This window comes from Mesorhizobium sp. WSM4808 (assembly GCF_055811675.1).
The window spans coordinates 65913-90883 of the sequence record NZ_JBVVQX010000014.1; the positions used below are offsets into that span (position 1 = coordinate 65913).

General features: G+C 63.1%; 17 protein-coding genes. 8 read left to right on the forward strand and 9 right to left on the reverse strand.

Features of this window, described 5'->3' with window-relative positions; all coding sequences use genetic code 11:
* Window positions 1–304: 304 nt before the first annotated feature.
* On the forward strand, window positions 305–2674 hold the full coding sequence (locus AC0L2U_RS23980; RefSeq protein ID WP_473602748.1) for a DUF1989 domain-containing protein: 2370 nt from the start codon (window positions 305–307) through the stop codon (window positions 2672–2674).
* A 385-nt stretch (window positions 2675–3059) separates the two neighbouring features.
* The gene (locus AC0L2U_RS23985; protein WP_127270074.1) at window positions 3060–4769 is read left to right on the forward strand and encodes an APC family permease; all 1710 of its coding nucleotides are present in this window, start codon (window positions 3060–3062) and stop codon (window positions 4767–4769) included.
* A gap of 25 nt (window positions 4770–4794) precedes the next feature.
* On the opposite strand, the gene AC0L2U_RS23990 is transcribed toward AC0L2U_RS23985, so the two are convergent.
* From AC0L2U_RS23990 to AC0L2U_RS24005, 4 genes are all read right to left on the reverse strand, one after another.
* Complete coding sequence (locus AC0L2U_RS23990) at window positions 4795–7941, reverse strand: efflux RND transporter permease subunit (protein WP_127328496.1); 3147 nt, start codon at window positions 7939–7941, stop codon at window positions 4795–4797.
* Window positions 7942–8140: 199 nt separating this feature from the next.
* Window positions 8141–9283, reverse strand: a complete 1143-nt coding sequence (locus AC0L2U_RS23995; protein ID WP_127399315.1) for an efflux RND transporter periplasmic adaptor subunit — start codon at window positions 9281–9283, stop codon at window positions 8141–8143.
* Between the two features lie 51 nt (window positions 9284–9334).
* Window positions 9335–9940, reverse strand: a complete 606-nt coding sequence (locus AC0L2U_RS24000) for a TetR/AcrR family transcriptional regulator (RefSeq protein ID WP_027036073.1) — start codon at window positions 9938–9940, stop codon at window positions 9335–9337.
* 187 nt (window positions 9941–10127) lie between these two features.
* Window positions 10128–11768 carry an acyl-CoA synthetase gene (locus AC0L2U_RS24005; protein ID WP_292655368.1) on the reverse strand — a complete coding sequence of 547 codons (1641 nt, stop codon included), beginning with the start codon at window positions 11766–11768 and terminating at the stop codon, window positions 10128–10130.
* Between the two features lie 191 nt (window positions 11769–11959).
* Here AC0L2U_RS24005 and AC0L2U_RS24010 point away from each other — a divergent pair, with 191 nt between their 5' ends.
* The 3 genes from AC0L2U_RS24010 to AC0L2U_RS24020 all read left to right on the forward strand — a co-directional run bounded on the left by AC0L2U_RS24010 (window position 11960) and on the right by AC0L2U_RS24020 (window position 16075).
* Window positions 11960–12925, forward strand: coding sequence for a sugar-binding transcriptional regulator (locus tag AC0L2U_RS24010; protein ID WP_127396099.1), 966 nt, complete (start codon window positions 11960–11962; stop codon window positions 12923–12925).
* A gap of 90 nt (window positions 12926–13015) precedes the next feature.
* Window positions 13016–15070 carry a bifunctional aldolase/short-chain dehydrogenase gene (locus AC0L2U_RS24015; protein WP_128288120.1) on the forward strand — a complete coding sequence of 685 codons (2055 nt, stop codon included), beginning with the start codon at window positions 13016–13018 and terminating at the stop codon, window positions 15068–15070.
* A gap of 237 nt (window positions 15071–15307) precedes the next feature.
* Window positions 15308–16075 (forward strand): alpha/beta fold hydrolase, encoded by a 768-nt coding sequence (locus AC0L2U_RS24020; protein ID WP_292699375.1) that lies wholly within the window; start codon window positions 15308–15310, stop codon window positions 16073–16075.
* Here AC0L2U_RS24020 and AC0L2U_RS24025 read toward each other — a convergent pair.
* The 4 genes from AC0L2U_RS24025 to AC0L2U_RS24040 all read right to left on the reverse strand — a co-directional run bounded on the left by AC0L2U_RS24025 (window position 16061) and on the right by AC0L2U_RS24040 (window position 20697).
* Window positions 16061–16906: an acyl-CoA thioester hydrolase/BAAT C-terminal domain-containing protein gene (locus AC0L2U_RS24025; protein ID WP_127811068.1), complete on the reverse strand. Its 846-nt coding sequence runs from the start codon at window positions 16904–16906 to the stop codon at window positions 16061–16063. The genes AC0L2U_RS24020 and AC0L2U_RS24025 overlap by 15 nt on opposite strands.
* Before the next feature lie 101 nt (window positions 16907–17007).
* Window positions 17008–18060, reverse strand: coding sequence for a substrate-binding domain-containing protein (locus AC0L2U_RS24030; RefSeq protein WP_023808755.1), 1053 nt, complete (start codon window positions 18058–18060; stop codon window positions 17008–17010).
* Between the two features lie 50 nt (window positions 18061–18110).
* Window positions 18111–19106, reverse strand: a complete 996-nt coding sequence (locus AC0L2U_RS24035; protein ID WP_023808756.1) for an ABC transporter permease — start codon at window positions 19104–19106, stop codon at window positions 18111–18113.
* Window positions 19107–19185: 79 nt separating this feature from the next.
* Window positions 19186–20697, reverse strand: coding sequence for a sugar ABC transporter ATP-binding protein (locus tag AC0L2U_RS24040; RefSeq protein WP_292139405.1), 1512 nt, complete (start codon window positions 20695–20697; stop codon window positions 19186–19188).
* A 135-nt stretch (window positions 20698–20832) separates the two neighbouring features.
* On the opposite strand from AC0L2U_RS24040, the gene mtnK reads away from it, so the two are divergent.
* Together mtnK and mtnA are read left to right on the forward strand one after the other, a co-directional pair.
* Window positions 20833–22107, forward strand: coding sequence for an S-methyl-5-thioribose kinase (mtnK, locus tag AC0L2U_RS24045; protein ID WP_127398701.1), 1275 nt, complete (start codon window positions 20833–20835; stop codon window positions 22105–22107).
* Entirely contained in the window at window positions 22104–23198 is a 1095-nt protein-coding gene (gene mtnA / locus AC0L2U_RS24050) for an S-methyl-5-thioribose-1-phosphate isomerase (protein WP_128362925.1), read from the forward strand. The genes mtnK and mtnA overlap by 4 nt, the downstream gene beginning before the upstream one ends.
* A gap of 9 nt (window positions 23199–23207) precedes the next feature.
* Here the strand turns inward: mtnA and AC0L2U_RS24055 are convergent, their stop codons facing one another.
* On the reverse strand, window positions 23208–23747 hold the full coding sequence (locus tag AC0L2U_RS24055; RefSeq protein WP_127320961.1) for an Lrp/AsnC family transcriptional regulator: 540 nt from the start codon (window positions 23745–23747) through the stop codon (window positions 23208–23210).
* 49 nt (window positions 23748–23796) lie between these two features.
* Between AC0L2U_RS24055 and AC0L2U_RS24060 the strand changes: the two genes are divergently transcribed.
* Window positions 23797–24966, forward strand: a complete 1170-nt coding sequence (locus AC0L2U_RS24060) for an MFS transporter (protein WP_128288125.1) — start codon at window positions 23797–23799, stop codon at window positions 24964–24966.
* Window positions 24967–24971 lie beyond the last annotated feature (5 nt).

Below are 24971 nucleotides of genomic sequence, written 5' to 3' on the forward strand. Positions count from 1 at the left end.
GGCATTTCTCCCCGTAAACGGGGCGAAAGACGCTGGCTGCAATGCCGCGCCATCTCCTTAGCGTCGGCACTTGGCGAAACCGATGACGACAGCGCCCTTCGCCCCGTTTACGGGGAGAAGATGGCGGCAGCCAGATGAGGGGCGGCGCCGACGTTCGGAGACAAGGCTGATTGGCGAAATTCAACCTGAGCCGACTACGTCCGAAACGCCACCTTCACCTTGCCAAACGCACGCGCACTGCTATTCTTACCGCTAAAATAATTTCACACACAGGCAAACTTGTTTCTCGAACCGCAAGGCTGAAATGAGCCAGTCGCCCTACCCCGCAATTGCTGCCGGACCGCCGCGGCCGAGCCTCATCCTGAGGCCCGGCCAGATCGCGCTGCCGCCGGGCATGGAGCGTTATACGATCCATGGCAATGGCGCGGTGCTCATCGATATCATGGCCGGCGACACGATCACCGTGCGCAATGTCGAGGGTGGCCAGGCCTGCGAGTTGCTGGCCTGGGACAGGACCGGCGTCACCGATCCCGGCATTTTTGGTGAAGCATCGAACAGCAACGCTGCCGGCATCAAGGCGCTGTTGGCCGAGGACGACGACAGCCTCGCATCGCTGCGGAGCGGGCTCGCGCGCCGGCAAGTGCAGCTTGACCATGCCAAGGCGGTTCGCGTGTTCGGCGGCGCGACGCCCGCCGGCACCGAACAGGCTTTCACCGTCGCGCGCGATGGCGCGATGCTGATTGCGGCCCCCGGGGGGCCGATGCTGGTCGATGGTCACGACACGGCGACGCCGCTGACCGCCATCGTCCGCCGCGCCACGATCCGCTCGGCGGTGAAATCGCTACTGGCCGATCCGCTGGCCGATCCGGTGCTCGATTTGCGTGTCCATTCGGCGACGGCGGAGGCCTATTTCGTCAAGGCCGGCGACTATCTCCAGATCATCGATGTCGACGGGCGCCAGTGCACCGATTTCCAGTGCTTTTCGGCGCGCAAGCTGGACAGGGGACTGGATCATCCGCTCGACGTGACGACGACTCGCACGCTGATGGGTGCGAGCTACCCGATGCCCGGCCTGCATTCCAAATACTTTGACCAGGACATGGAGCCACTGGTCGAGGTGGTGCAGGACACATGCGGCCGGCACGACGCCTTCGCGCTCGCCTGCGCGGCCAAATATTACGAAGACATCGGCTATCCCGGCCACACCAACTGCTCGGAGAATTTCAACGGCGCTCTGGCCGGCAAGGGCGTCAATCCCCGCGCGGGCTGGATGGCGATCAACTTCTTCTTCAACACGGCGATCGACGCGCATGGCGTCATGGTGTCCGACGAGCCGTGGTCGCGGGCGGGCGACTATGTGCTGCTCAGGGCGCTCACCGACATCGTCTGCGTGTCCTCCGCCTGCCCCGACGACACGACGCCGGCCAATGGCTGGAACCCGACCGACATCCATGTGCGGACCTATTCCGGCCAGCACAAATTCTCGCGAGCGATCGCCAGACGCATGACGCCCGATTCGGAACCGAAAATGACCCGCGAGACAGCTTTTCATTCGAGCTTTGCCAAGCACACCCGCAACTTCGGCGAGTACAGGGGCTATTGGCTCGCCAATTCCTTCGCCAAGGACGGGCCGATCGCGGAATACTGGGCCTGCCGCCAGGACGCGGTGATCATGGACCTGTCGCCGCTGCGCAAGTTCGAGGTTACCGGCCCCGATTCCGAGGCGCTGCTGCAATACACGCTGACCCGCGACGTCAAGAAACTCGGCGTCGGCCAGGTGGTCTATTCGGCCATGTGCTACGAGCATGGCGGCATGATCGATGACGGCACCCTGCTGCGGCTCGGCAAGGACAATTTCCGCTGGGTCGGCGGTGACGATCTATCCGGCGAATGGCTGCGCGAGACGGCGACGAAGCTCGGCCTCAACGTGCTGGTGCGCTCGTCAACCGACCAGATGCACAACGTCGCCGTCCAGGGTCCGAAGAGCCGCGACATTCTGCGAGAAGTGATCTGGACTTCGCCATTGCAGCCGTCGATCGACGAGCTCGAATGGTTCCGCTTCGCCGTCGCCCGCATTGGTGGCGGCAACGGCATTCCGGTCGTCGTCTCGCGCACCGGCTATACCGGCGAACTCGGCTACGAGATCTGGTGCCATCCGCGCGACGCCGAAAAGGTGTTCGACGCCATCTGGGAAGCCGGCCAGCCGCATGGGCTGAAGCCGATGGGGCTGCAGGCGCTGGACATGGTGCGCATCGAGGCCGGGCTGATCTTCGCCGGCTACGAATTCTCCGACCAGACCGATCCGTTCGAGGCCGGCATCGGCTTCACCGTGCCGCTGAAGAGCAAGACCGACGATTTCATCGGCCGCGAGGCGCTGATCCGCCGCAAGGAGCACCCGCAGACGAAGCTGGTCGGCCTCGACATCGAGGCCAATGTCGACGTCGGCCATGGCGACTGCGTGCATGTCGGCCGCGCCCAGATCGGCGTGGTCACGTCGGGCATGCGTTCTCCGGTGCTGAACAAGACCATCGCGCTGGCCAGGCTCGACGTCACCCATTCGGCTGTCGGTACCGAGGTCGAGATCGGCAAGCTCGACGGCCATGCCAAACGGCTGCCGGCGCGCGTCGTCGCCTTCGCCCACTACGATCCGCAAAAGACCAAACCACGCTCCTGACGGCCTTCCTCCCAAGACAGTGAGGCCGTGCTGGCAGCCCGATAGGAATTTTTTCTTGACCTGCTGAGGGCAGCTATGCTACATATTCGTCCATGGTGCTGATTTGCGCCGCGACCCGCCTGCGGCGGGTTTTTCGTTTCCAGACCCCTGGTCCTTTTCCGAACAATCCTGCCCGCCAGTGTGAAGCTGACATGTTTCGCAAGCGTGATGTGCACGGCGCGACAATTCGCTTGACGTGAAAGCGCGCCGGATCAATCTTCACTCCTAAGAAAAAAATACGACTGAGTGGAAACACCGGCAGTCCATCAATGCATGCGTCGATGGTGAGCCTAGCGAAGCCGCGGCGGTCACGAACGGGGAACATCAAAATGGGGAACAAAGACATATGAGCACGATAACGACTGTCCTGGAGCCGCTTGCCGAAGGCAAGTTGCACCGAAATATCGACTGGCGCGGCGCCTTCTGGGTGGCGAGCGGTGTGCCTGCCCTCGTCCTGTTCTCGATCGGCGGCATTGCCGGCACGACCGGCACGCTGGCCTTCGCGATCTGGATCTTCTCCATGATCATGGGCTTCCTGCAATCCTTCACCTATGCCGAAATCGCCGGACTGTTTCCGAACAAGTCGGGCGGCGCGTCGATCTACGGCGCCACCGCATGGCTGCGCTATTCCAAGTTCATCGCGCCGCTGTCGGTGTGGTGCAACTGGTTCGCCTGGTCGCCGGTGCTGTCGCTCGGCTGCTCGATCGCCGCCGCCTATATCCTCAACGCGTTGGCGCCGGTGCCGCTGTTCACCGATGCCTCGCCCGAAGTCGTCGCCTATATCGCGGCGCATGCCGGGACGAGTGCCGCCGACGCCATCACGGCGGTGACCACCGCGGCAACGCCGGTGATCCGCAACTGGACGCTCTACAGCCACACGCTGGGGCCGGTCTCGTTCACCCTCAACGCGACCTTCTTCATCGGCGCGGTGCTGATGCTGATTATCTTCGCCATCCAGCATCGCGGCATCCTCGGCACTGCCAATGTGCAGAAATATATCGGCCTGCTGGTCATCATCCCGATGCTGATCGTCGGCGTCGTTCCGATCGTCACCGGCCAGATCAACTGGGCGAATTTTTCGCCGCTGGTGCCGCTGGCGGCCGCCTATGCGCCCGAGCCCGGTGCCTGGAACATTGCCGGCTGGACGCTGGTGCTTGGCGGCATGTTCATCGCCGCCTGGTCGACCTACGGCTTCGAGACCGCCGTCTGCTACACCTCGGAGTTCAAGAACCCGGGCACCGACACGTTCAAGGCCATCTTCTATTCCGGCCTTTTGTGCATGCTGCTGTTCATCCTGGTGCCGTTCACCTTCCAGGGCGTGCTTGGCCTCAACGGCATGCTGGCGACACCGATCGTCGACGGCTCCGGTGTCGCCGACGCGCTGGCCGGCATGGTCGGCGGCGGCGCACTGATCCACAGCCTTTTGGTGATGCTGATGATCCTGGCTCTGGTTCTGTGCATCATGACGGCCATGGCCGGCTCTTCACGCACGCTCTACCAGGGCTCGGTCGATGGCTGGCTGCCGCGCTATCTCAGCCATGTCAACGAACATGGCGCGCCGACGCGGGCAATGTGGACCGATCTCGTCTTCAACCTGATCGTGCTGGCCATCGCCTCTGCCGACGCGACGAGCTTCTTCTTCATCCTCGCCGTGTCGAACTGCGGCTATATCATCTTCAACTTCCTCAACCTCAATGCCGGCTGGATCCACCGCATCGACAACGGCCATATCGCCCGGCCTTGGAAAGCACCGAGCTGGTTGCTCGGCGTCGGCGCGATCTTCGCCTATGTCAACATGATCTTCATGGGCGCGGGAGCCAAAGTTTGGAACCCGATGGCGCTGTGGGCCGGCCTGATCACGGCAGCCCTGATTATCCCGGTGTTCTGCTTCCGCCATTACATCCAGGACAAGGGCAAGTTCCCCGACCACATGCTGGCCGATCTCGGCATGACGGGGGCCGACCTCTCGGTCAAAAAGGCGGGCATACTGCCCTACCTGACCCTGGTAGCCGGCGTGGTGGTGATGCTGCTCGCCAACTGGTTCTTCGTCATCTGACCTCGTAAAAGTGAAAAGGATCGGTCTATTCGGCGGCCAGCGCCAGTTGCGGCTTTTCGGCTTCCTGGCTCAGTTCCAGATCGTCGGTCCGCCCCTCCGCCCCGCGCTTCTTCGGCTCCCGGCCGAAGAACAGGGCGTAGCCGGCAGGCAGGACCAGGATGGTCAGCACCGTGGCAACGAGGATGCCGCCCATCATGGCGTAGGCGAGCGGACCCCAGAAGACGCCGCGCGAGATCGGGATCAGCGCCAGCACCGCCGTCAGCGCCGTCAGCGTGATCGGCCGGAAACGGCGCACGGCCGAACCGATGATCGCCTCGTAGCGGTCCATGCCCGCGGCGATGTCCTGGTCGATCTGGTCGACCAGGATGATCGAGTTGCGCATGATGATGCCGAGCAGCGCGATGACGCCGAGAATGGCGACAAAGCCGAACGGCGCGCCGCTGATCAAGAGTGCCGCGGCAGCACCGATAATGCCAAGCGGACCGGTCGCCAGCACCAGCATCGCCTTGCCGAAGTTCTGCAGCTGGATCATCAAAAGCACGACGATGACGGCCAGCATGATCGGCGCCTTGGCGGCGATCGAAGCCTGGCTTTCCGCCGAATCCTCCGCACCGCCCTGGATCTCGACCTTGTAGCCGGGCGCCAATCCGTCACGCAGGCCCTGCATATCCTTGTACAGTTTGGTGACGACGTCATTGGACTGCACGCCGTCGGGCAGCGTTGCCCGCACACTGATGGTCGGCAGACGGTCGCGGCGCCACTCGATGCCTTGCTCCAGCACCGGCACCACCTTGGCAACCTGCGACAGCGGTACGAAGCCACCGAAGTCGGTCGGGATATAGACCGAGTCGACCGAGGACAGCAGGCTGCGGCTGGCATCCGGCTCGCGGGCGACGATGGACACCGTCTCCTCGCCGTCGCGGAAGTCGTCGAGCGGCGCGCCGGACATTGCCGCCTGCAGCATCTGGCGGATGCGCTGCGAGGTGACGCCGAGTGCGCGGGCACGATCCTGGTCGATGACCAGCTTCATCGCCGGAACCGGCTCCAGCCAGTCATCATGCACGGCGCCAAGCAGCGGATCCTCACGGAACTTCGCCTTCACCTGGTCGGCGATGCGGCGCACCTCCTGGCGATCCGGCCCCATGACGCGCATCTGCACCGGCCAGCCGGTCGGCGGGCCGAGGAACAGACGATCGACCTTGGCACGGATGGATGGGAAGTCTTCAGCCAGAACGGTGCGCAACTTGACGATCAGCCGTTCGCGGGCCGGTTCGTCATTGGCCATGACGAGCAGCTGGGCGAAGTTGGGGTTGCTCAGCTGCTGGTCGAGCGGCAGGAAGAAGCGCGGCGCGCCTTCGCCGATATAGGTGGCGATGAAACGCTTGTCCTTGTCGTCCATCATCTTGGTTTCGAGCGCCTTGGCCTGCGCCTCGACTTCCTTGATGCTGGTGCCTTCCGGCAGCCAAAGGTCGACGAGGATTTCCGGCCGCGACGATTGCGGGAAGAAGTTCTGCGGAATGAACTGGAAAGCCCACAGGCTGGTGCCGAAGGTGACCAGCGTCATCACCAGGACGATGATGCGATGGCGCACGGCCCAGCTGACGGTAGCACGAAGCCGGCGATAGAAACGCGTGTCGAAGACATCGTGATGGCTGCCGGCATGCTTGCGCTGCTTGAGGATCATATTGCCGAGCCATGGCGTGAAATAGACCGCGACGAACCAGGAGACGATCAGCGCGATGCCGACGACATAGAACAGGGTGCGGACATATTCGCCGGCGGTCGAGGCCGCGAAGCCGACCGGAATGAAGCCGGCTGTGGTGATCAGCGTGCCGGTCAGCATCGGGAAGGCGGTCGAGGAATAGGCGAAACTCGCCGCCTCGACCTTGACCATCCCCTCCTCCAGCTTGCGCTCCATCATCTCGACGACGATCATCGCGTCGTCGACCAGAAGACCGAGCGCGATGATCAGCGCGCCGAGCGAGATGCGCTGCAGGTCGATGCCGAGTTCGTACATGATGGCGAAGGTCGCAGCCAGCACCAGCGGGATGGCGATGGCGATGACCAGGCCAGAACGCCAGCCTATCGACAGGAACGAGACGACGAGCACGATCAGCAACGCTTCGCCGAGCGCATGCATGAACTCGGCCACCGCATCGGTGACGACGCCCGGCTGGTCGGAGATCTGGTCGACCGCAACGCCGTAGGGCAGCGCCTCTTCGAAGCGCTTGTAGGTGGCCTCGACATCCTTGCCGACGTCGGTAACCTTGAAGCCCTTGGCCATGACGACGCCCAACTGCACGCTGTCGTGACCGTTGAAGCGGTATTTGCGCTGGAACGGATCTTCCAGCCCCGAGGTCACCGTCGCGATGTCGCCCAGCCTTGTGACCTGGCCGCCGGCGCGCAGGCGCAGGTTCCGGATATCCTCGACCTTGCCGACATCGCCCTCGACGGAGATGCGTACCGAGTTGGTGCCGGTATCGACGGAGCCGGCCGGGTCGACATTGTTCTGTCCCTTGATCGCATTCTGCAGATCGGTCAGCGTCAGGCCGCGTTCGGCCAGGGCCTTGGACGAGACGTCGATATAGAGCTTTTCCGGCTGGTCGCCGATGATGACGGCCTTCTCGACGCCGGGCGTCGTCAAAAGCATGTCGCGCGCCTGGATGGCGAACTTCTTCAGTTCGGGATAGCTGAAGCCGTCGCCGCTGATCGAATGCAAGGTGATGAAGGTGTCGCCGAACTCGTCGTTGAAATACGGGCCGAGCAGGCCCTGCGGCAGGTCGCCCTGGATATCGCCCACCTTCTTGCGCACCTGGTAGAAGGCGTCGGTCACCTCGGCGGTGTTGGTGTCGCCCTTGATCTGCACGGTGATGATGGCGCTGCCAGCGCGGGTGAAGGAGCGCACGAAATCGAGATGCGGCGTTTCCTGCAGCTTGCGTTCGATCTTGTTGACGACCTGGTCTTCCATCTCCTTGATCGAGGAGCCCGGCCAGATCGCCTGGACGACCATGATCCGGAAGGTGAAATCGGGATCTTCCTTCTGGCCCATACGCATCAGGCCGAGCGCGCCGGAAATGATGATCAGGCCGAACAGGAACCGCGCAATGGCGGGATGGCCGATTGCCCAGCGCGACAGGTTGAAGGGCCGCTTCTCTTCCGTGGAATTGGTCATCGACGCTGGTCCATCTATCTAGCGCATCAAAATCGAGGTTTCATAGTGGCTTCCGGGCGGCAAGGCTCTCCGAGCGGAGAAGCACTCATCGCGGTGGGACGCGAGATCGATGTGGGGGTTACATCAATCGAGCGTCTCGGTCGGGCGCCTGCCGCCCGGAAACCAACGACTGCGGGAACGCGCAGCCGGTTGTCTGTCGTCAGCGCACCTGCTTGGCGTCGCCGTCTGCCGCGGATGCCGATTGCAGCGCCGCATCACCAGCGAGCTTCACCTTCAGGTTTTCGGTCATGAATTGCGTGCCGGCGGCGACCACGACATCGCCGGGTTTCAAACCCTCTGCAACACGCACGCCATCGGCGGCGAACTCGGCAACCTTGATCGGACGGGCATGAACGGTGTCGGCGCCACGATCGACGGTCCAGACGATCGATTGGGTGCCTTGCTCGGCCAATGCGCTCAGCGGGATCGAGACCAGCTGCCGCTCATTGGCCGCCGAGGCTTCGATGCTGGCGGTCATGCCGAGCAGCACACGCGGATCGTTTGGCAGGCTGACGCGGACGGCAAAGGTGCGTGACTGCGGATCGGCGCTACCGGCGACTTCGCGGACCTTGCCATCGAGCGCCAGCGCATCGTCTGACCAGAAGCCTGCCTTGACTGCCTTGCCCGGCTTGAATTCGGCGATTTCCATTTCGGGGACGGCGATCAGCACTTCCTTCTCGCCGTCGACGGCGACAGTGACAACCGGCGTGCCGGAACCGACGACCTGGCCGACGTCGGCACTGACCGTGGTGACGATGCCATCCCTGTCGGCCTTGAGATCGGTATAGCCGACCTGGTTCTTCGCCTGAGCAAGTGTCGAAAGGGCGGAATCACGGGTGGCGACCGCTTGGTCATAGGTCAAGGTCGCCTGTTCGAGTTGTGATTTCGGGGCAAAATTCTTGGCAAAAAGCTGCTCGGCTCGCTTGCGGGCAAGCTCCACGGTCTCGACCTGCCGCTCGGCGGCATCGAGCGCTGCCTGCGCGCTCTTGACCGAGAGGTCGTAGTCAATGGGATCGATGCGGGCGAGCACATCGCCCGCAGCCACATGCTGGCCGATATCGACGAGGCGCTCGGTGATCTTGCCATTGACGCGGAACGCCAGAGCGCTCTCGGTGCGGGCTCGCACCGAGCCGGAATAGGAGAGCGTGCGGGTGTCGTGCACCTTCGCGATCTCGACAACCTTGACGGGACGGATGATATCCTTGACTTCGGCTTTTTCCTGGCTGCAGCCGGCAAGCCCGAGAGTGGCGACGATCAGGCCGGCAACTGGCAGCTTGCGAAGGATGGAATTGGACAAAGACATCTTGGTACTCCGACTGGAGATGAATGGTCGACAACCGGCTGGCGGGGGCTATTACTTCAGAGCTCTGATCGCATAGTCGATCAGATCGTCGGGCATCGCCCGGTTGGTCTTGGCAAGGCACTGCGCCACCATTTGCGGATGGCACAGGATGACGGTTGCGGCACCGAAGCAGCGCGACGCGGTCACCGGGTCCTGTTGTCTGAACTCACCGGCCTCGATGCCGTCGCGGATCACCTCCGCAAACAGGTCGTGGATGCTGTCGACATGCTTGTCGATCACACCCCAGTCCCGTTCGAGGGCGACGATGACCATCTCGTGGACCTTCTGGTCGTCGAGCATGACCTCCATCGTCATCTTGTATTGCGCATGCACGTAACGCCGAAGCCGCTCCTCGGCGCTGATCGGCAGGCGCGAAATCTCGTAGGCCATCTTGTAGCTGGCGCCGAGCATACGGCCGCAGACGGCCTGGTGGATTTCGACCTTGGAGGCGAAGAAACGGTAGATGTTGGCGGGCGACATGCCGAGCTCACGCGCGATGTCGGCGACATTGGTCTTGCCGTAGCCATAGTGCCGGAACAGGCGCTCGGCGCAATCGAGAATGCGCGTTACATTTTCCTGTCGGGCGGCTTCGGCGACTATGGTGGCGGCTTCGGACATGATCCTCTATCGATTTACGAGTGATGAATTTCGATTTTCGTCACTCGTAAATTGAAAAGAGCGACCTGTCAATGCGGATTCGGTGTACACGTACGAATGGTGACAGATGGTGACAGGGAACCGACGAAAGTCGCGGAGGATTTGCCTAATCGCAAAGGTCGTAACTGGAGGAGAGCAGCGACGAGGCTTAAGTCCCCCTCGCCATCTCGCGCAGCCGGAATTTCTGGATCTTGCCGGTCGAGGTCTTCGGGATTTCGGCGAAGATGACCGCCTTCGGCACCTTGAACCGGGCAAGCAGCGCGCGGCAGTGATCGATGATCTCGGCTTCGGCCGCGGCCTTGCCGGGCTTCAGCTCGACATAGGCAACAGGCACCTCGCCCCATTTGTCGTCGGGCCTGGCGACGACGCCGCAAGAGGCAACCGACGGGTGCTTGTAGAGCGCGTCCTCGACCTCGATAGAGGAAATGTTCTCGCCACCGGAGATGATGATGTCCTTGGAGCGGTCCTTCAACTGGATGTAGCCATCGGGGTGCATGACGCCAAGATCGCCGGAATGGAACCAGCCCCCAGCGAAGGCTTCGTCGCTCGCCTTGCGGTTTTTCAGGTAGCCCTTCATGACGATGTTGCCGCGGAACATGACCTCGCCGATGGTCTCACCATCGGCCGGTGTCGTCCGCATCGTCTCGGGATCCATGACGGTCAGGCCTTCGAGCGCCGCATAGCGCACGCCCTGCCGCGCCTTCCTGGCGCTGCGCTCGCCCTTTTCGAGATCGTCCCAGGCGCCATGCCATTCGTTGACGACCGCCGGGCCATAAGTCTCGGTCAGGCCGTAGAGGTGGGTGACGGCAAAGCCGGCATCGGCCATGCCGGACAGCACGGCTTCCGGTGGCGGAGCTGCGGCGGTGTTGAAGGTGACAGTCTGCGGGAATTCGCGCTTGTCCTCGTCCCTGGCATTGATCAGCACCGACATCACCACCGGCGCACCGCACAGATGGGTGACGCCGTGATCGGCGATCGCATCGTAGACCGGCTTCGGCCGCACCCAGCGCAGGCAGACATGGGTGCCGGCCTGGACGGCGAGCGTCCAGGGAAAGCACCAGCCATTGCAGTGGAACATCGGCAGCGTCCAGAGATAGACGGCGTGCTTGGCCATGCCCGCATGAATGGTGTTGGTGTAGGCCATCAGCGCGGCACCGCGATGGTGGTAGACGACGCCCTTCGGATTGCCTGTCGTTCCGGAAGTGTAATTGAGCGAGATGGCGTCCCACTCGTCGTCGGGCATCGACCAGGCGAAATCCTCATCACCGCCTGCGATAAATGCCTCATAGTCCAGCGTGCCAACCCGCTCGCCCTTCGGATACGGCGCGTCGTCGGCGTATTCGGGATCGTCATAGTCGATGACCAGCGGCTTGACCTCGGTCAGTTCCAGGGCCTGCCTGACAACGCCGGAGAATTCGCGGTCCACGATCAGCACCTTGGTCTCGGCATGATCGAGTTGGAAGGCGATGACCGCGGCATCGAGGCGGGTGTTGAGCGAATGCAGCACCGCCTTGGTCATCGGCACGCCGAAATGCGCCTCCAGCATCGGCGGCGTGTTGGACAGCATGACGGTGACGGTGTCGCCCTTGCCGATGCCGCGCCTGTCGAGCGCGGAGGCAAGCTTCAGCGACCGATGCCAGAAAGTGCGATAGTCGATGCGCTGGCGGCCGTGAATGATGGCGACATGGTCGGGATAGGTCTTGGCCGCGCGCTCAAGATAGGTGAGCGGTGTCAGCGGTTGATGGTTGGCCGCGTTCTTGTCGAGATCCTGTTCGTAAGGACTGCCCATCCCATGCTCCCCCCGCGGTTTCTTTCAGACGTTCTAATCACAGGCTCGGGCCGCGTCACCACAAACGATGCCACGAGAGAGCGCATTTGGCACAATGATGAACCAGATTCGGCGTAAGCGGGAGTATCGCATACCTCTGCCCAGTTTGACTTTTGTCGAGAGCCGTGAATAATGTCAGCCGAGGAGACGGCATGGCGATCCGACCGGCAGAACAACTCATCCACAAGGCCGCCTGGCTCTACTATGCCCATGGCCTGCGGCAGGACCAGGTGGCGAGCCAGCTTAACATTTCCCGTGCCTCGGTCGCCATGTATCTGCGCAAGGCGCGCGAGACCGGCATCGTCAACATCTCGACCTCGACCCAGCTTTTCACCGACGACGTGCTGGCGCGCAAGCTCGAGGATGCGTTGAGCCTCGACGCCGTCTGGATCGCGCCGGAGAATGATCATATTGCCGACCCATCGACGGAAATCGCCGTGCTGGCGGCGAGCGTCTTTCTCGAACTGGTCAAGAAGGGCGACCGCATCGGCGTCGCCTGGGGCCGCACCGTCTATATGATCGCCGACGTGATGTCCTATGCCGATCTACAGGATGTCACGGTGGTGCAGCTCTGCGGCAATCTCGGCGCGCCCTATTCCTATCGCCCCGACCAATGCACCATGGAAATCGCGCGGCGGCTCAACGCCAAGGGGCTCAATTTCTACGCGCCGCTGGTGCTGTCGACGGAAGAACTCGCGCGGGCGCTGCGTGCCGAGCCGGTGATCCGGGAACAATTGTCGGGTGTCAGCGAATGCGACCTGGCGTTATACTCGGTCGGCGCGGTCGACGCCGACAGCCATCTGGTCAAATGCGGCGCGCTGACGCCAAACGAAATGGCGGATTTGCGTAGCCAAGGCGCTGCCGGCGTGATTGCCGGGCAGATCATAGACGCCGAAGGCAAGGTGCTCGGCTGCGGTTATAACCGCCGGGTGATCTCCGCCGAACTTGCCTCGCTGCGCGCCATCACCAGGCGGTTGGTGGTGGTGCAGGAGGACAGCAAGTTCGAACCGCTGCTCGCGGCGATCGCCGGCGGCCTTTGCACGCATCTGGTGGTCGGCGCGCACATGGCGCAGCGGCTCCTGGACCATGCGGCTGCCACCATAGAAAAGGCCTCCTAGAAATCCTCCTCTCCGCTGCCGGCGCATTGTCATCAAAGCGTCGCGGCAATCCTGTTTCACCAACAAAGACAGCAACCGGACGAAGCGAACATGAAGAATTTGTGGAATGACGAAGCAGCCGAAAATCTCGTCGCAGACTACGCGAAAAAGGGTGTCGGCCGCGACCTGGCGCTGCGCGTCTACACGACCCGGCTGCTCGGCGGCGAACCACGGCTGGTCCTGCATGGCGGCGGCAACACCTCTTGCAAGACGACGGCAACCGACCTCGTCGGCGACCAGTGGGACGTGCTGTGCGTCAAGGGCAGCGGCTGGGATATGGGCGTCATCGAGCCGCAGGGCCTGCCGGCGGTCAAGCTCAAGCCGTTGCTCAAGGCGCGCGCGCTGAACAGGCTGGCCGACGAGGACATGGTTGCCCTGCAACGCGTCAACCTCATCGATCCGTCCTCGCCCAACCCGTCGGTCGAGACGCTGCTGCATGCCTTCCTGCCGCACAAATTCGTCGACCACACGCACTCGACCGCCATCCTCGCCATCGTCGACCAGGAGGACTCCAAACCTCTGGTGAAGACGGTTTTCGGCGCCAAGATGGGCTATGTGCCTTACATCATGCCCGGCTTCGACCTCGCCAAGGCGGCGGCCGACATCTTCGACGCCGACCCTGATGTCGAAGGCCTAATCCTGGACAAGCACGGCATTTTCACCTTCGGCGACGACGCCAAACAGGCCTACGACCGGATGATCCACTATGTGAATGTCGCCGAGGACTTCATTGCCGCAAGCGGCAAGCCGAAGGCGGCAAAGGCGGCCTTGCCGGCAAGCCTCGCGACACCGGCGTCCATCGCGCCGATGCTGCGTGGTGCGGTGGCGGTGGCGCGCGGCGAAGGCCGCTTCGACCGCATGGTCAGCGATTTCCGCACTTCGCCGGCAATTGTCGATTTCATCAATTCGGCCGAGATCGCCGACTATGCCGGACGCGGCGTGTCGACACCGGATCTGTCGATCCGCATCAAGACCGGCCCAATGGCGCTGCCGGCGCCCGATGCTGACAAGGCCGGCGACTACAAGGCGGTGATCAAGAGCCATGTCGACGCGTTCGCCAAGGATTATCGCGCCTATTTCGAAACCAATGATGCGCTCGACGACGTCAAGCGCACCATGCTCGACCAGATGCCGCGGCTGACGCTGGTGCCGGGCCTCGGCATGTTCGGCCATGGCCGCACGCTGAAGGACGCGAAGATCGCCTCGGACGTCGGCGAGATGTGGATCGAGGCGGTGCGCGGCGCCGAGGCGGTCGGCCGTTTCCACCCGCTCTCCAAGGCCGATCTGTTCCCGCTGGAATACTGGTCGCTGGAACAGGCCAAGCTCGCCTCCAACAAGCCGAAGCCACTGACTGGCCAGGTGGTGCTGATCACCGGCGGCGCCGGCGCGATCGGTGCAGCGACAGCCAAATTGTTCGCCGACAATGGCGCCCATGCCGTCGTCGTCGATCTCGACGCCGAAAAGGCTGCCGATGCGGCGAAGAAAGCCGGCAACAATTCGATCGGCGTCGCCGCCGACATCACCGACCCGGCGCAGGTGCGTGCCGCCTTCGACAGGGCGGTCGCCGTGTTCGGCGGTGTCGACATCCTGGTTTCCAATGCCGGCGCCGCCTGGGAAGGCCGCATCGGCGAGCTCGACGACGCACTCCTGCGCAAGAGTTTCGAGCTCAATTTCTTCGCCCACCAATCGGTGGCGCAGAATGCCGTGCGCATCATGCTCGAGCAGGGCACAGGCGGCGTGCTTTTGTTCAACACCTCCAAACAGGCGGTGAACCCCGGCCCGAAGTTCGGCGCCTATGGCGTGCCGAAGGCGGCGACACTGTTCCTGTCCAGGCAATACGCGCTTGACTATGGCGCGCATGGCATCCGCTCCAACGCCGTCAACGCCGACCGCATCCGCTCGGGGCTTCTGACCGACGCCATGATCGCCAGCCGCTCAGGCGCGCGCGGCGTGTCGGAGAAGGACTACATGTCCGGCAATCTGCTCGGCCAGGAAGTGACGGCGCAGGACGTGGCGCAGGCCTTCCTGCATCACGCGCTGGCCGACCGCACCACCGCCGATGTGACGACCGTCGACGGCGGTAATATCGCGGCAGCGTTGCGCTGACGTAGAGATCCGTCCAGACGAAAGGTGCGGTGCAACTCCGAAGCTTGCTCGAGAAGGGGCGGTTGGGAACTTTCGACCCGACCGGCCATTGAGATCGAGCAAGGTCAAGCAGCTAAATTGTTGCCGGGAGTTCCCTCATGCCAACCGATGACTGGTCCCTGCCCGAACGCTTTATTTTTTCGGGTCACCCGATCGCATGGGGAACGATCGGCGACGGGCCGCCGGCGGTCTTGCTTCATGGTACCCCCGTTCTCGTCGGTGGAATGGCGGCGGATTGCAGCTTGGCTCGGGCAACGGCGCCGGATCTACTATTTCGACATGCTCGGCTACGGGCAATCCGCCAAGCCCGACGCGGACGTGTCGCGCGGCTTTCAAAACGAGTTGTTCGCGGCGCTCTACGCTCACTGGGAGCTGGAGTGGCCCGACATCGTGGCGCATGACTTCGGCGGCTCCGTCGCGTTGCGCGGCCACCTGCTCAACGGGCTCGATTATCGCTCTCTGGTGCTGATTGATCCGGTCGCGATCAGCCCTCAGGGATCGCCCTTGGTTCAAGCGGCAAAAGAACACGAGAAAGCGTTTGCCGGTCTGCCGGCCTATATCCATGAAGCCATGCTTCGCGCCTATATCGGCGGCTCTGTCGCGAACGCGTTGCGCGCGGACGAAATGCAGCTCTATCTGCAGCCATGGCTTGGAGACGAGGGACAGAAGGCTTTTTGGCGTCAGATCGCACAGATGGACGACAAGTACAGTCGAGAGGTCGAGTGGCGGTACGACGAGATACGTTGCCCTGTGACGATCCTGTGGGGTGAAGACGACGAGTGGATTCCGCTCGACGACGGGCGAGAACTGGCGCGCCGCATCCCCGGTGCGCCGTTCATCACAGTTCCAAATGCCAAACATCTCGTTCAGGAAGACGCGCCGGAGGCAATAATCTCGACTGTGCTCGACTTCTGGAACGACCAGCATCCTTCGGCCGCCGCGAAACCCCTGCTACAGCAACTCTAGAATGTGTTTCCAGGCCCTGGTTCCCAGCCTCGAATCAGCCTCGTCACTGCCGCCATGCTCATGCGACACCGAGCGCGGCGTGGTTTCCCCCGGCAAGAGAATACGGTGCCCCGCATCCGGCAATGAAACGAGGTGGGTGACCTTGCCGGCTTTGCCGCGCCGCCGGACAATCTCTTCCGCGAACCATAGGGAGGGCCACAGCGCATCGTCGCCACCCGCGACAAGCACAATCTCGGCCGATATCTTTTCCACGGGAATGGTCGCGGCATTCGCCTCCCGCTTGAAGGTTTTCATGCTGCGTTCGAATAACCCGCTGTAAGACACCAGACCATCCACCTGCTTGGGTGCCCAATCCGGATCTGTCGGCACGAATGGCAGGGGAATACCGTCGAGCGACCATGAGGATCGTTCAGGCCAGCTGAAGCCATCCCGGCCCGCGCCGATATTTCCCCAAACCACCGATGACGGGCTGATCGCGACCACAGCGTTGACACGCTGATCATGGACCGCTGCGCACAATGCGGCCTCGGCACCCTTGGATGTGCCGACATAGACGATGCGGTGGCATCCCGTTCCAATGAGATAGTCGGTCGCCGCAAAGAAGGTTTCGAGGGGAATTTCGCATATTCCAGGAGGCTGTCCCTCACCGCCAAACCATCGCAGGGCAAGGGCCGACGAACCCTGGTTTGCAAAGAGCCGTGCGCGCCCGACATCGATGCGGCCACTCGACCCACCCAACACCACGACACCGGTGGTGGCCTGCGGGCATCGAAACAAGGTTCCGGCGACGGCGCCGGACAGGTCTTCCTCGATTGCCGCCTGGACTTCCATATAAGCACCGTACCTTGGGCCGGAGCCTGGCGCCGGCTGCAGATATTCAGCAAAAAGGCCGCCTGCAGCAAGCGGCTGCAGGCGGCCTTCGATAGCGAAACCTACTTGGCGTTCGGGTTCGGCATCCAGGCCGGCATCGCGACATCGGCATGGGCGAACTGCGGCAGCTTGGCCGACAGGTCCTCCATGTTCTTGATGTCCTTGTCGATGAGGTCCTTTTGGGTGATCAGCGTCGGCGGCACGACGACGTTGTGGCCGGGATCTTCACCGGCCAGCAACTGCGCCAGCGCACGCACCGAGACCTGGCCGACGACAGCCGGATTGGTCGCGGCGGTCGCGGCCCAGGCGCTGTCGGGCTCACGCATCGCAGCGATATCGGACGTCGAGATATCGGCCGAATAGATCTTGATGCCCTTGTTCAAGCCCGCTTCGTCGACAGCGATCTTCACGCCCTTGGCGAATTCGTCATAGGGAGCGAACATCACCTTGATGTCGGGATGCGCCGTCAGCACCGAACGCGCCTGGTTGGCGACGGAGTTGGCAATCGGATTGTCGAGCGTGCCGAACATCGCGACTTCCTTGATGCCGGCATACTTCTTCTTGACGTCGACCCAAGTCTCGTTGCGACGATCGAGCGGCGCGATGCCGGCGACATAGACATAGCCGGCATTCCAACTCTCGCCATTGTCCTTGACAGCCTGCTCGAGCGCGAGGCGCGCCAAGTCGCGGTCGGACTGTTCGATCTGCGGGATCTTGGGATTTTCGACATTGACGTCGAACGCCACCACCTTGATGCCGGCGTCGACCGCGCGCTGGGCGGCGTCCTTCATCGATTCCGTCAGGCCGTGCTGGATGATGATGCCCTGCACGCCAAGCGCGATGGCCTGATCGACCATGTCGGACTGAAGGGCGGCATCCTGGCGGCTGTCGAGGACACGCAAGTCGATGCCGAGCGCCTTCGACTGTGCCTCGACGCCCGAGAGATAGGCCTGGAAGAAGTCGCCGGTCGAGAGATAACGCACCAGCGCGATCTTGACGCCGGGCTTGTCGAAAGGCGCCGGCTTGTCCGCGGCAAAAGCCGGGACCTGCATCAGCATGGTTGCGCCGGCCAATCCGAGCGCCACCTTCCCCAGAAGTCTTCTTGTAATGCTCACTTTGTTTTCCTCCACTCTTGTTGAACTCGAAATCCTGTTCCGGTCGAAAGCTACCTCCTGCCTCTGCCTGAAAGCGCAAAGGTGAAGACAAGGGCGACGACCAGGACCACGCCCTTGACGAAATCCTGCGTATAGTAAGGCGCGTTCATCATCGTCAGGCCTTGCAGCAAGATGCCGACGAACAGCGCACCGATGGCAGTGCCGAAGGCGTTCGGCTTGGCGGCACCTAGGACCGCGTAGCCGATCAGTGCCGCGGCGACCGCATCGAGCAGCAGATTATTACCCGAGGCGATGTCGCCGCGTCCAAGCCGGGCAGCGAGCAAAATGCCGCCGATCGAGGCAAAAACTCCTGAAATGACGTAGGCCCAGATCTTGTATGCCTTGACAGGCGCACCGGCGAGTTCGGCGGCGCGCTCATTGCTGCCGACGGCATACATCATGCGGCCGAAACGGGTGTATTCGAGGAAGAACCAGATCAGCACGGCGAGCACGAGCAGCACCACCACCGACACCGGAATGAGGTTCGGGATGAAGAAGTCGAAGCGGTGGCGGCCGAGCGCCAGGAAGGCATCGGAGAATTTGCCGTTGGCGACCGAACCGTCCGGCATGGTCATGCCGGTGGCGATCGAGCGGCCTTCTGTCGGAATGCGCTGCAGGCCGACGAGCAGGAACATCATGCCGAGCGTCGCCAGCAGATCGGGCACACGCATGTAGACGATCAGCCAGCCATTGATCAGGCCGACAATGGCGCCGATGAGCAGGCAGACGACGACCGCGACAAGGGCGTTCTGCTCCAGCACCACCATCACGTAGGCGGCCGCCATCATGGCTGATGTAGCGACCGAGCCGATCGACAGATCGAAGCCGCCGACAACCAACGTGGCGGTGACGCCGAGCGCCAGCACGCCGGTGATGGCGACCGACTGGAAGATGAAGACGGCACTTTGCGGCGAAACGAAACCGTCGGCGGCGATCGAGAAATAGGCGACGAGCCCGAACAAGAGCACGATGAACCCGTAGCGGATGGCGTGGTCGCGCAATGTCATTCGGCGCTCCCGCGCGCTGCTGCCGTCTTTACCCAACCCGAACCCATGCTCTCTCCATTCCAATTCCTATCGCCCGCGCTCAGGCCGCACTGTGCAGCGGCCCGCCGGCGACCTCGGCCAGCAGGCGGTCGAGATCGACATCGGCATTGCGGTGTTCGCCGACGATGGTCTGTTCCGACATGACCAGGATGCGATCGGCGGTCTCCAGGGCCTCGTCGAGTTCTGTGACGAACAGCAGCGTGGCGCGTCCGTTTGCACTGGCCCTGAGCTTGGCGGCAATGTCGCGCCGGGCCGAGATATCGACGCCCTGAAACGGCTCATCCAGAATGAACAGCCTTGCCTCCTGCGCCATCCAGCGGGCGACCATCACCTTCTGCTGGTTGCCGCCGGACAGCTCCGACATCTCGTCCTTCTCGGAACGGCAGACGATGCTCAGTTCCTCGATCTGCCGGCGTGCCGTGGTGCGTTCGAGGCGGCGCCTCAGGATGCCGAAGCGCGACATGCGCTTGTGAAACGGCAGGCTGATATTTTCCTGGATGTTGAAGCCTTGGACGATGCCATTCTCGCCGCGGTCCTTGGCGACCAGGAACACGCCGGCAGCGATCGCTTCGCCGGCTGTTTCAGGTGCATAAGGCCTGCCGTTCAGCGTCATTGTACCGGCGAGCGGCTGGCGCACGCCAAAGAGAGTCTCGGCAAGCGCCGTCTTGCCGACGCCGACGAGGCCGGTGATGGCAACGACCTCGCCGTCGCCGAGCGTCAGCGAGATCGGCCGGGCGCCCGGCGCAATGCGCAGACCCTCGATCGTCAGGACTCCCTTGGCCGAATTCCTGACGACGATCTGGTCGAGATGGATCTTGCGGCCGAGCATGGCGTTGACCGCGCCTTCATAGTCGAGCGGTTTCTTGTCGAAAATGCCTGAGATGATCCCGTCACGCATCGAGACGATGCGATCGGCCAGCCGCCTGATGTCCGACATACGATGCGAGATGTAGAGGATCGCCACGCCCTGCTCGCGCAGCCTGTCGATCAGCGCGAACAGCCGGTCGGCCTCGGCGCTGGACAGCGATGAGGTCGGCTCGTCGAGGATCAGCACTTTCGGCTTGTGCGCCAGCGCGCGGGCAATCGCCACCATCTGGCGATCGGCCAGCGACAGATCGCTCACCCGCGCCTTCAAATCGATGGCCAGCCCCATGCGGTCGGCAACCGCCTTGGCCTCCCGCCGCACGCGCATTGGGTTGAATAGGGTCGGCGCGCCGCTGCCGCTCAGCCGGTCGAGGGTCAGGTTGGTGGCGACGTCGAGGTCGGCGACGACACCGTCGTTGATATTCTGGTGCACGGTGACGACGCCGGCGCGGATCGCTTCGGCCGGGGTTTTCGGTGCGAAATCCTGGTCGGCGAGCGCCATCGTGCCGCCGCCGCGTTCGTAGACACCGGAGATGATCTTGACGAGGGTGGATTTGCCGGCGCCGTTGGCGCCCATCAGCACGGTGACTTCGCCGGCATGCAATTCGACCGAGACGCCGCCTAGCACCTCGTTATGGCCAAAGGATTTCCTCAGTCCCTCTACGCGGAACACGGCATTGCCGACCATGCGTTCCTCCCTGACATGACGCTATGGGCTGCATCGGCAATTGTCAACACGATTGACAATTGCCAGATCGCTTCCTAGCTTGGCCCAGCCGCCACGCCTCCGTTATGTTCGGAGCGCATAAGCGGGAGGATGACGATGACTGAAAAATTGCCGTTCGAAGCACTATCGGTCGAAACCCTGGCTGCACGCCTTGGCGGCAACGAGGCGCTATGCGCGAAGATCGGCAAGGACACTGGCGCCTGGAAGGTTCGCGAGGTCGGCGACGGCAATCTCAACCTGGTGTTCATTGTCGAGGGCGCCAGCGGTGCAGCCGTGGTCAAGCAGGCCCTGCCCTATGTTCGCCTGGTCGGCGACAGCTGGCCGCTGCCGTTGAAGCGCTCCTTCTTCGAATATCACGCGCTGACCAGGCAAGAGGCGCGCGCGCCAGGCTCGGTGCCGGCAATCCATTATTTCGATGAAGGCCAGGCGCTGATCATCATGGAATATCTTGCGCCGCCGCACATCATCCTGCGCCGCGCCCTGATCGACGGCCGCCAGCTGCCGAACATTGCCCGGGATATCGGCCTGTTCATGGCCCGGACGCTGTTTCGCGGCTCCGACCTCCATATGGCCGCCAAGGACCGCAAGGCCGATCTGGCGCTGTTCGCCGACAATGTCGAGCTCTGCGACATCACCGAGAGCCTGGTGTTTTCCGACCCCTATTTCGACGCCAAGATGAACCGGCACACCTCGCCGCAGCTCGACGGCCTGGTCGCCGATCTGCGCGCCGACCGCGACCTCAAGGTCGAGGCGCAGCGGCTGAAGCACATCTTCGCCGCCAATGCCGAAACGCTGCTGCATGGCGATCTGCATTCCGGCTCGATCATGGTCACCGACAGCGAAACCCGGATGATCGATCCGGAGTTCGCCTTCTACGGCCCGATGGCTTTCGACGTCGGCATGCTGCTTGCTAATTTCTGGATGTCGTTCTTCTCGCAACGCGGCCACGAGGAGGAGGGAAAGCGCGACGCCATGCGCGCCTATATGCTCGGTGTGACGGTCGAGACATGGTCAGTGTTCCGCGCCGAATTCTCGCATCTATGGCGCACCGAGCGCTCCGGCATGCTCTACCAAAAGAGCCTGTTCGAGGATCAGGGCGACAAGCTCGGTGCCGAGCAGGCGCTCGACCATGTTCTGCACCAGATGTGGACCGATCTGCTCGGCTTTGCCGGCATCGAGGTGCACAGGCGCATCCTCGGCCTCGCCCACAATGCCGATTTCGAGACCATTGCCGATGAGGATTTGCGCGCCAGTTGTGAGGCAAAGGCGCTGAAATTCGGCCGTCACCTCGCCGTCAACCGGCGCCAGATCCACAGCATCGACGAGGTCAACCAACTGGCCGCGCTGATCGAACAGGAGAGCAGCATTTGAACGTCGGCGACCGCCACTATCGCACCATCTGGCTGAGCGACGACGGCCGTTCGGTCGATATCATCGACCAGCGCTGGCTGCCGCACGATTTCCGCATCGAGACGATCGGCACGGTCGACGGCATCGCCACCGCCATCCGCGACATGTGGGTACGCGGCGCGCCGCTGATCGGCGTCACCGCTGCCTACGGCGTCGCCATGCAGATGGCTGACGATCCGTCGGATGCAGCGCTCGATGCCGTGTGGGAGACCCTGCACGAGACGCGGCCGACGGCGATCAATCTGCGCTGGGCGCTCGACGAGATGCGGCGCTTCCTGCGCCCCGTGCCATCGGAACAGCGCGCCGAAGCTGCCTATCGGCGGGCCAGTGAGATCGCCGACGAAGATGTCGGTCTCAATCGCGCCATCGGCGAGAACGGTCTTGCCATCATCAAGGCGATCGCGGCGCGCAAGCAGAAGGGCGAACCGGTCAACATCCTGACCCACTGCAATGCCGGCTGGCTGGCCACGGTCGACTACGGCACCGCCACGGCGCCGATCTACCTGGCCACAGAAGCCGGCATTCCGGTCCATGTCTATGTCGATGAAACGCGGCCGCGTAACCAGGGCGCACAGCTCACCGCCTGGGAGATGGCCGGGCACGGCGTGCCGCACACACTGATCGTCGACAATGCCGGCGGCCATCTGATGCAGCGCGGCGCAATCGACATGGTCATCGTCGGCACCGACCGCACAACGGCCGACGGCGATGTCTGCAACAAGATCGGCACCTATCTCAAGGCGCTCGCCGCCGCCGACAATGATGTGCCGTTCTATGTCGCACTGCCGTCGCCGACCATCGACTGGACCGTGCATGACGGACTGGCCGAGATCCCGATCGAGCAGCGCTCGGCCGACGAGGTCTCGCTGGTCTGGGGCAAGACCGCCGCCGGCGAGATTGCCCAGGTGCGCATTTCGCCGGAGACGACGCCTGCGGCCAACCCGGCCTTCGATGTGACGCCGGCGCGGCTGGTCACCGGCTTGATCACCGAGCGCGGCGTTGCCAAGGCATCGCGCGAGGGATTGAAGGCGATGTTCCCCGAGCGGGCGTAGCCCACGTCCCTAGTACAGAGGCTCGGCCATATGCTTCGGTGTCGGCCATGTCTCGGTAATGCCCGGCTGCACCGGCCGCTCCAGATAGGTCGATAACACCACATAGCTGCGCGTCGAGGTGACCCCCGGCGTTTCGTACAGGCGCGCCAAAAGGCCTTCGAGTGCTCTGGTGTCTTCCGTGCGGACCTTCAGCAGCATGCAGGTATCACCGGCGACCGTATGGATCTCCTCGACTTCGGGATATTGGGAGACCGCCATCAGTTCCGGCGTCTTTCCCCAGCCCCTGGTGTCGATATGGACAAAGGCAAGCAAAGGCTTTTTCACCGCCCGGGGATCGATTATGGCGACTGTGTTGCGGATGGCGCCGCTGCGACGGAGCCGTTTGACCCGCTCATGCGCTGCGGGTGGCGACAAGCCGACGCGATCGCCGAGTTCGGCGTAGCTGATCGTGGCGTCATCGACCAGGACACCTAATATTCTTCGGTCTATCGCGTCGAGATCGCGGGCCGCGGGCCTGTTCTGCAGAATGCCATCTGTTTCTTCATCCATGGCGAAATTCCTGGTTCTCCGCTGAATAGAATACGGCCATTATGCTGATATGTCGAACATTGATCAAGTTGCGCCATTGACTGCCCGAGCCCCGATCCCGGCGCTTGCCTATCTGCTGACGGGCTGCATCGCCGTCATCGGCTCGAACTCGCTAGTGCTGGGTCCGATTGCACCGGCTGTCGCCTCGTCGTTCGGCACCAGCGTGCCGGCCGTGATGATTGCGGCGGCAGCGTTCGGCCTTGGCACCTCCGCAAGCGCCCTGTTCCTGGCCCGCTACATCGACCGGCTCGGCGCCCGCCGGATGCTGCAGGGGGCTTTGTTGCTGCTGGCACTGGCGCTGGTTGCGAGTGCCGTCGCACCCACGGTGATCATGCTGGTCGCGGCACAGTTACTCGCCGGCATCGCTGCCGGCATCGCCATGCCCGCGATCTATGCCAGCGCCGCGGCCATCGCCCCACCGGGCAGGGAGAGCGGCACGATCGGCGTCGTGCTGACCGGATGGACGCTCAGCATGGTGGCCGGCGTTTCGCTTTCGGCCGTGCTTGCCGATCTTGTGCATTGGCGCGCCGTTTTCGCAGCGGTCGCGGTGCTTGCGGCCCTTGCATGGATGGGGCTGACGGCGACGTCGCTCAGCGACACCAGGAAGGCCGGACCGGCGCCCGCCCCGCTGGAAGCGCTCGGCATTCCCGGAATCCTGCCGCTGCTGGTCGCGTGCGCCGCCTTCATGACTTCTTTCTACGGCGTCTATGGCTATCTCGGCGACCATCTTCATGTCGGGCTTGGACAGCCGGTGAGCGCCAATGGCCTGGCGGCGCTTGCCTACGGTATAGGCTTCGGCACCGCTGCTCTGCTCGACGGCGTCATCGACAGACTGGGTGCGCGGCGCGTCATGCCGTTTGCCTATCTTCTGGTTGCGGTGGTCTACGTCGCGATGGCCGCGACGAGCGGCAGTTTCGGGCTGACCTTGACCATGGTGGCCATCTGGGGACTGGCCAATCATTTCGGCCTGAATGTCCTGGTGATGCGCCTGTCTGCACTCGATCCGTCGCGGCGCGGCACGATCATGGGCCTGAACAGCGCGGTGACTTACCTAGCGGTCTTTGTCGGCACCACCAGCTTCGGGCCGCTCTACACCAGCTTTGGTTTTGCCACCTGCGCAATGGTCGCAGCATTGCTGATGCTGATCGCCGCATCGGCGGCGGCGTGGCGCACGCGATAATCGAA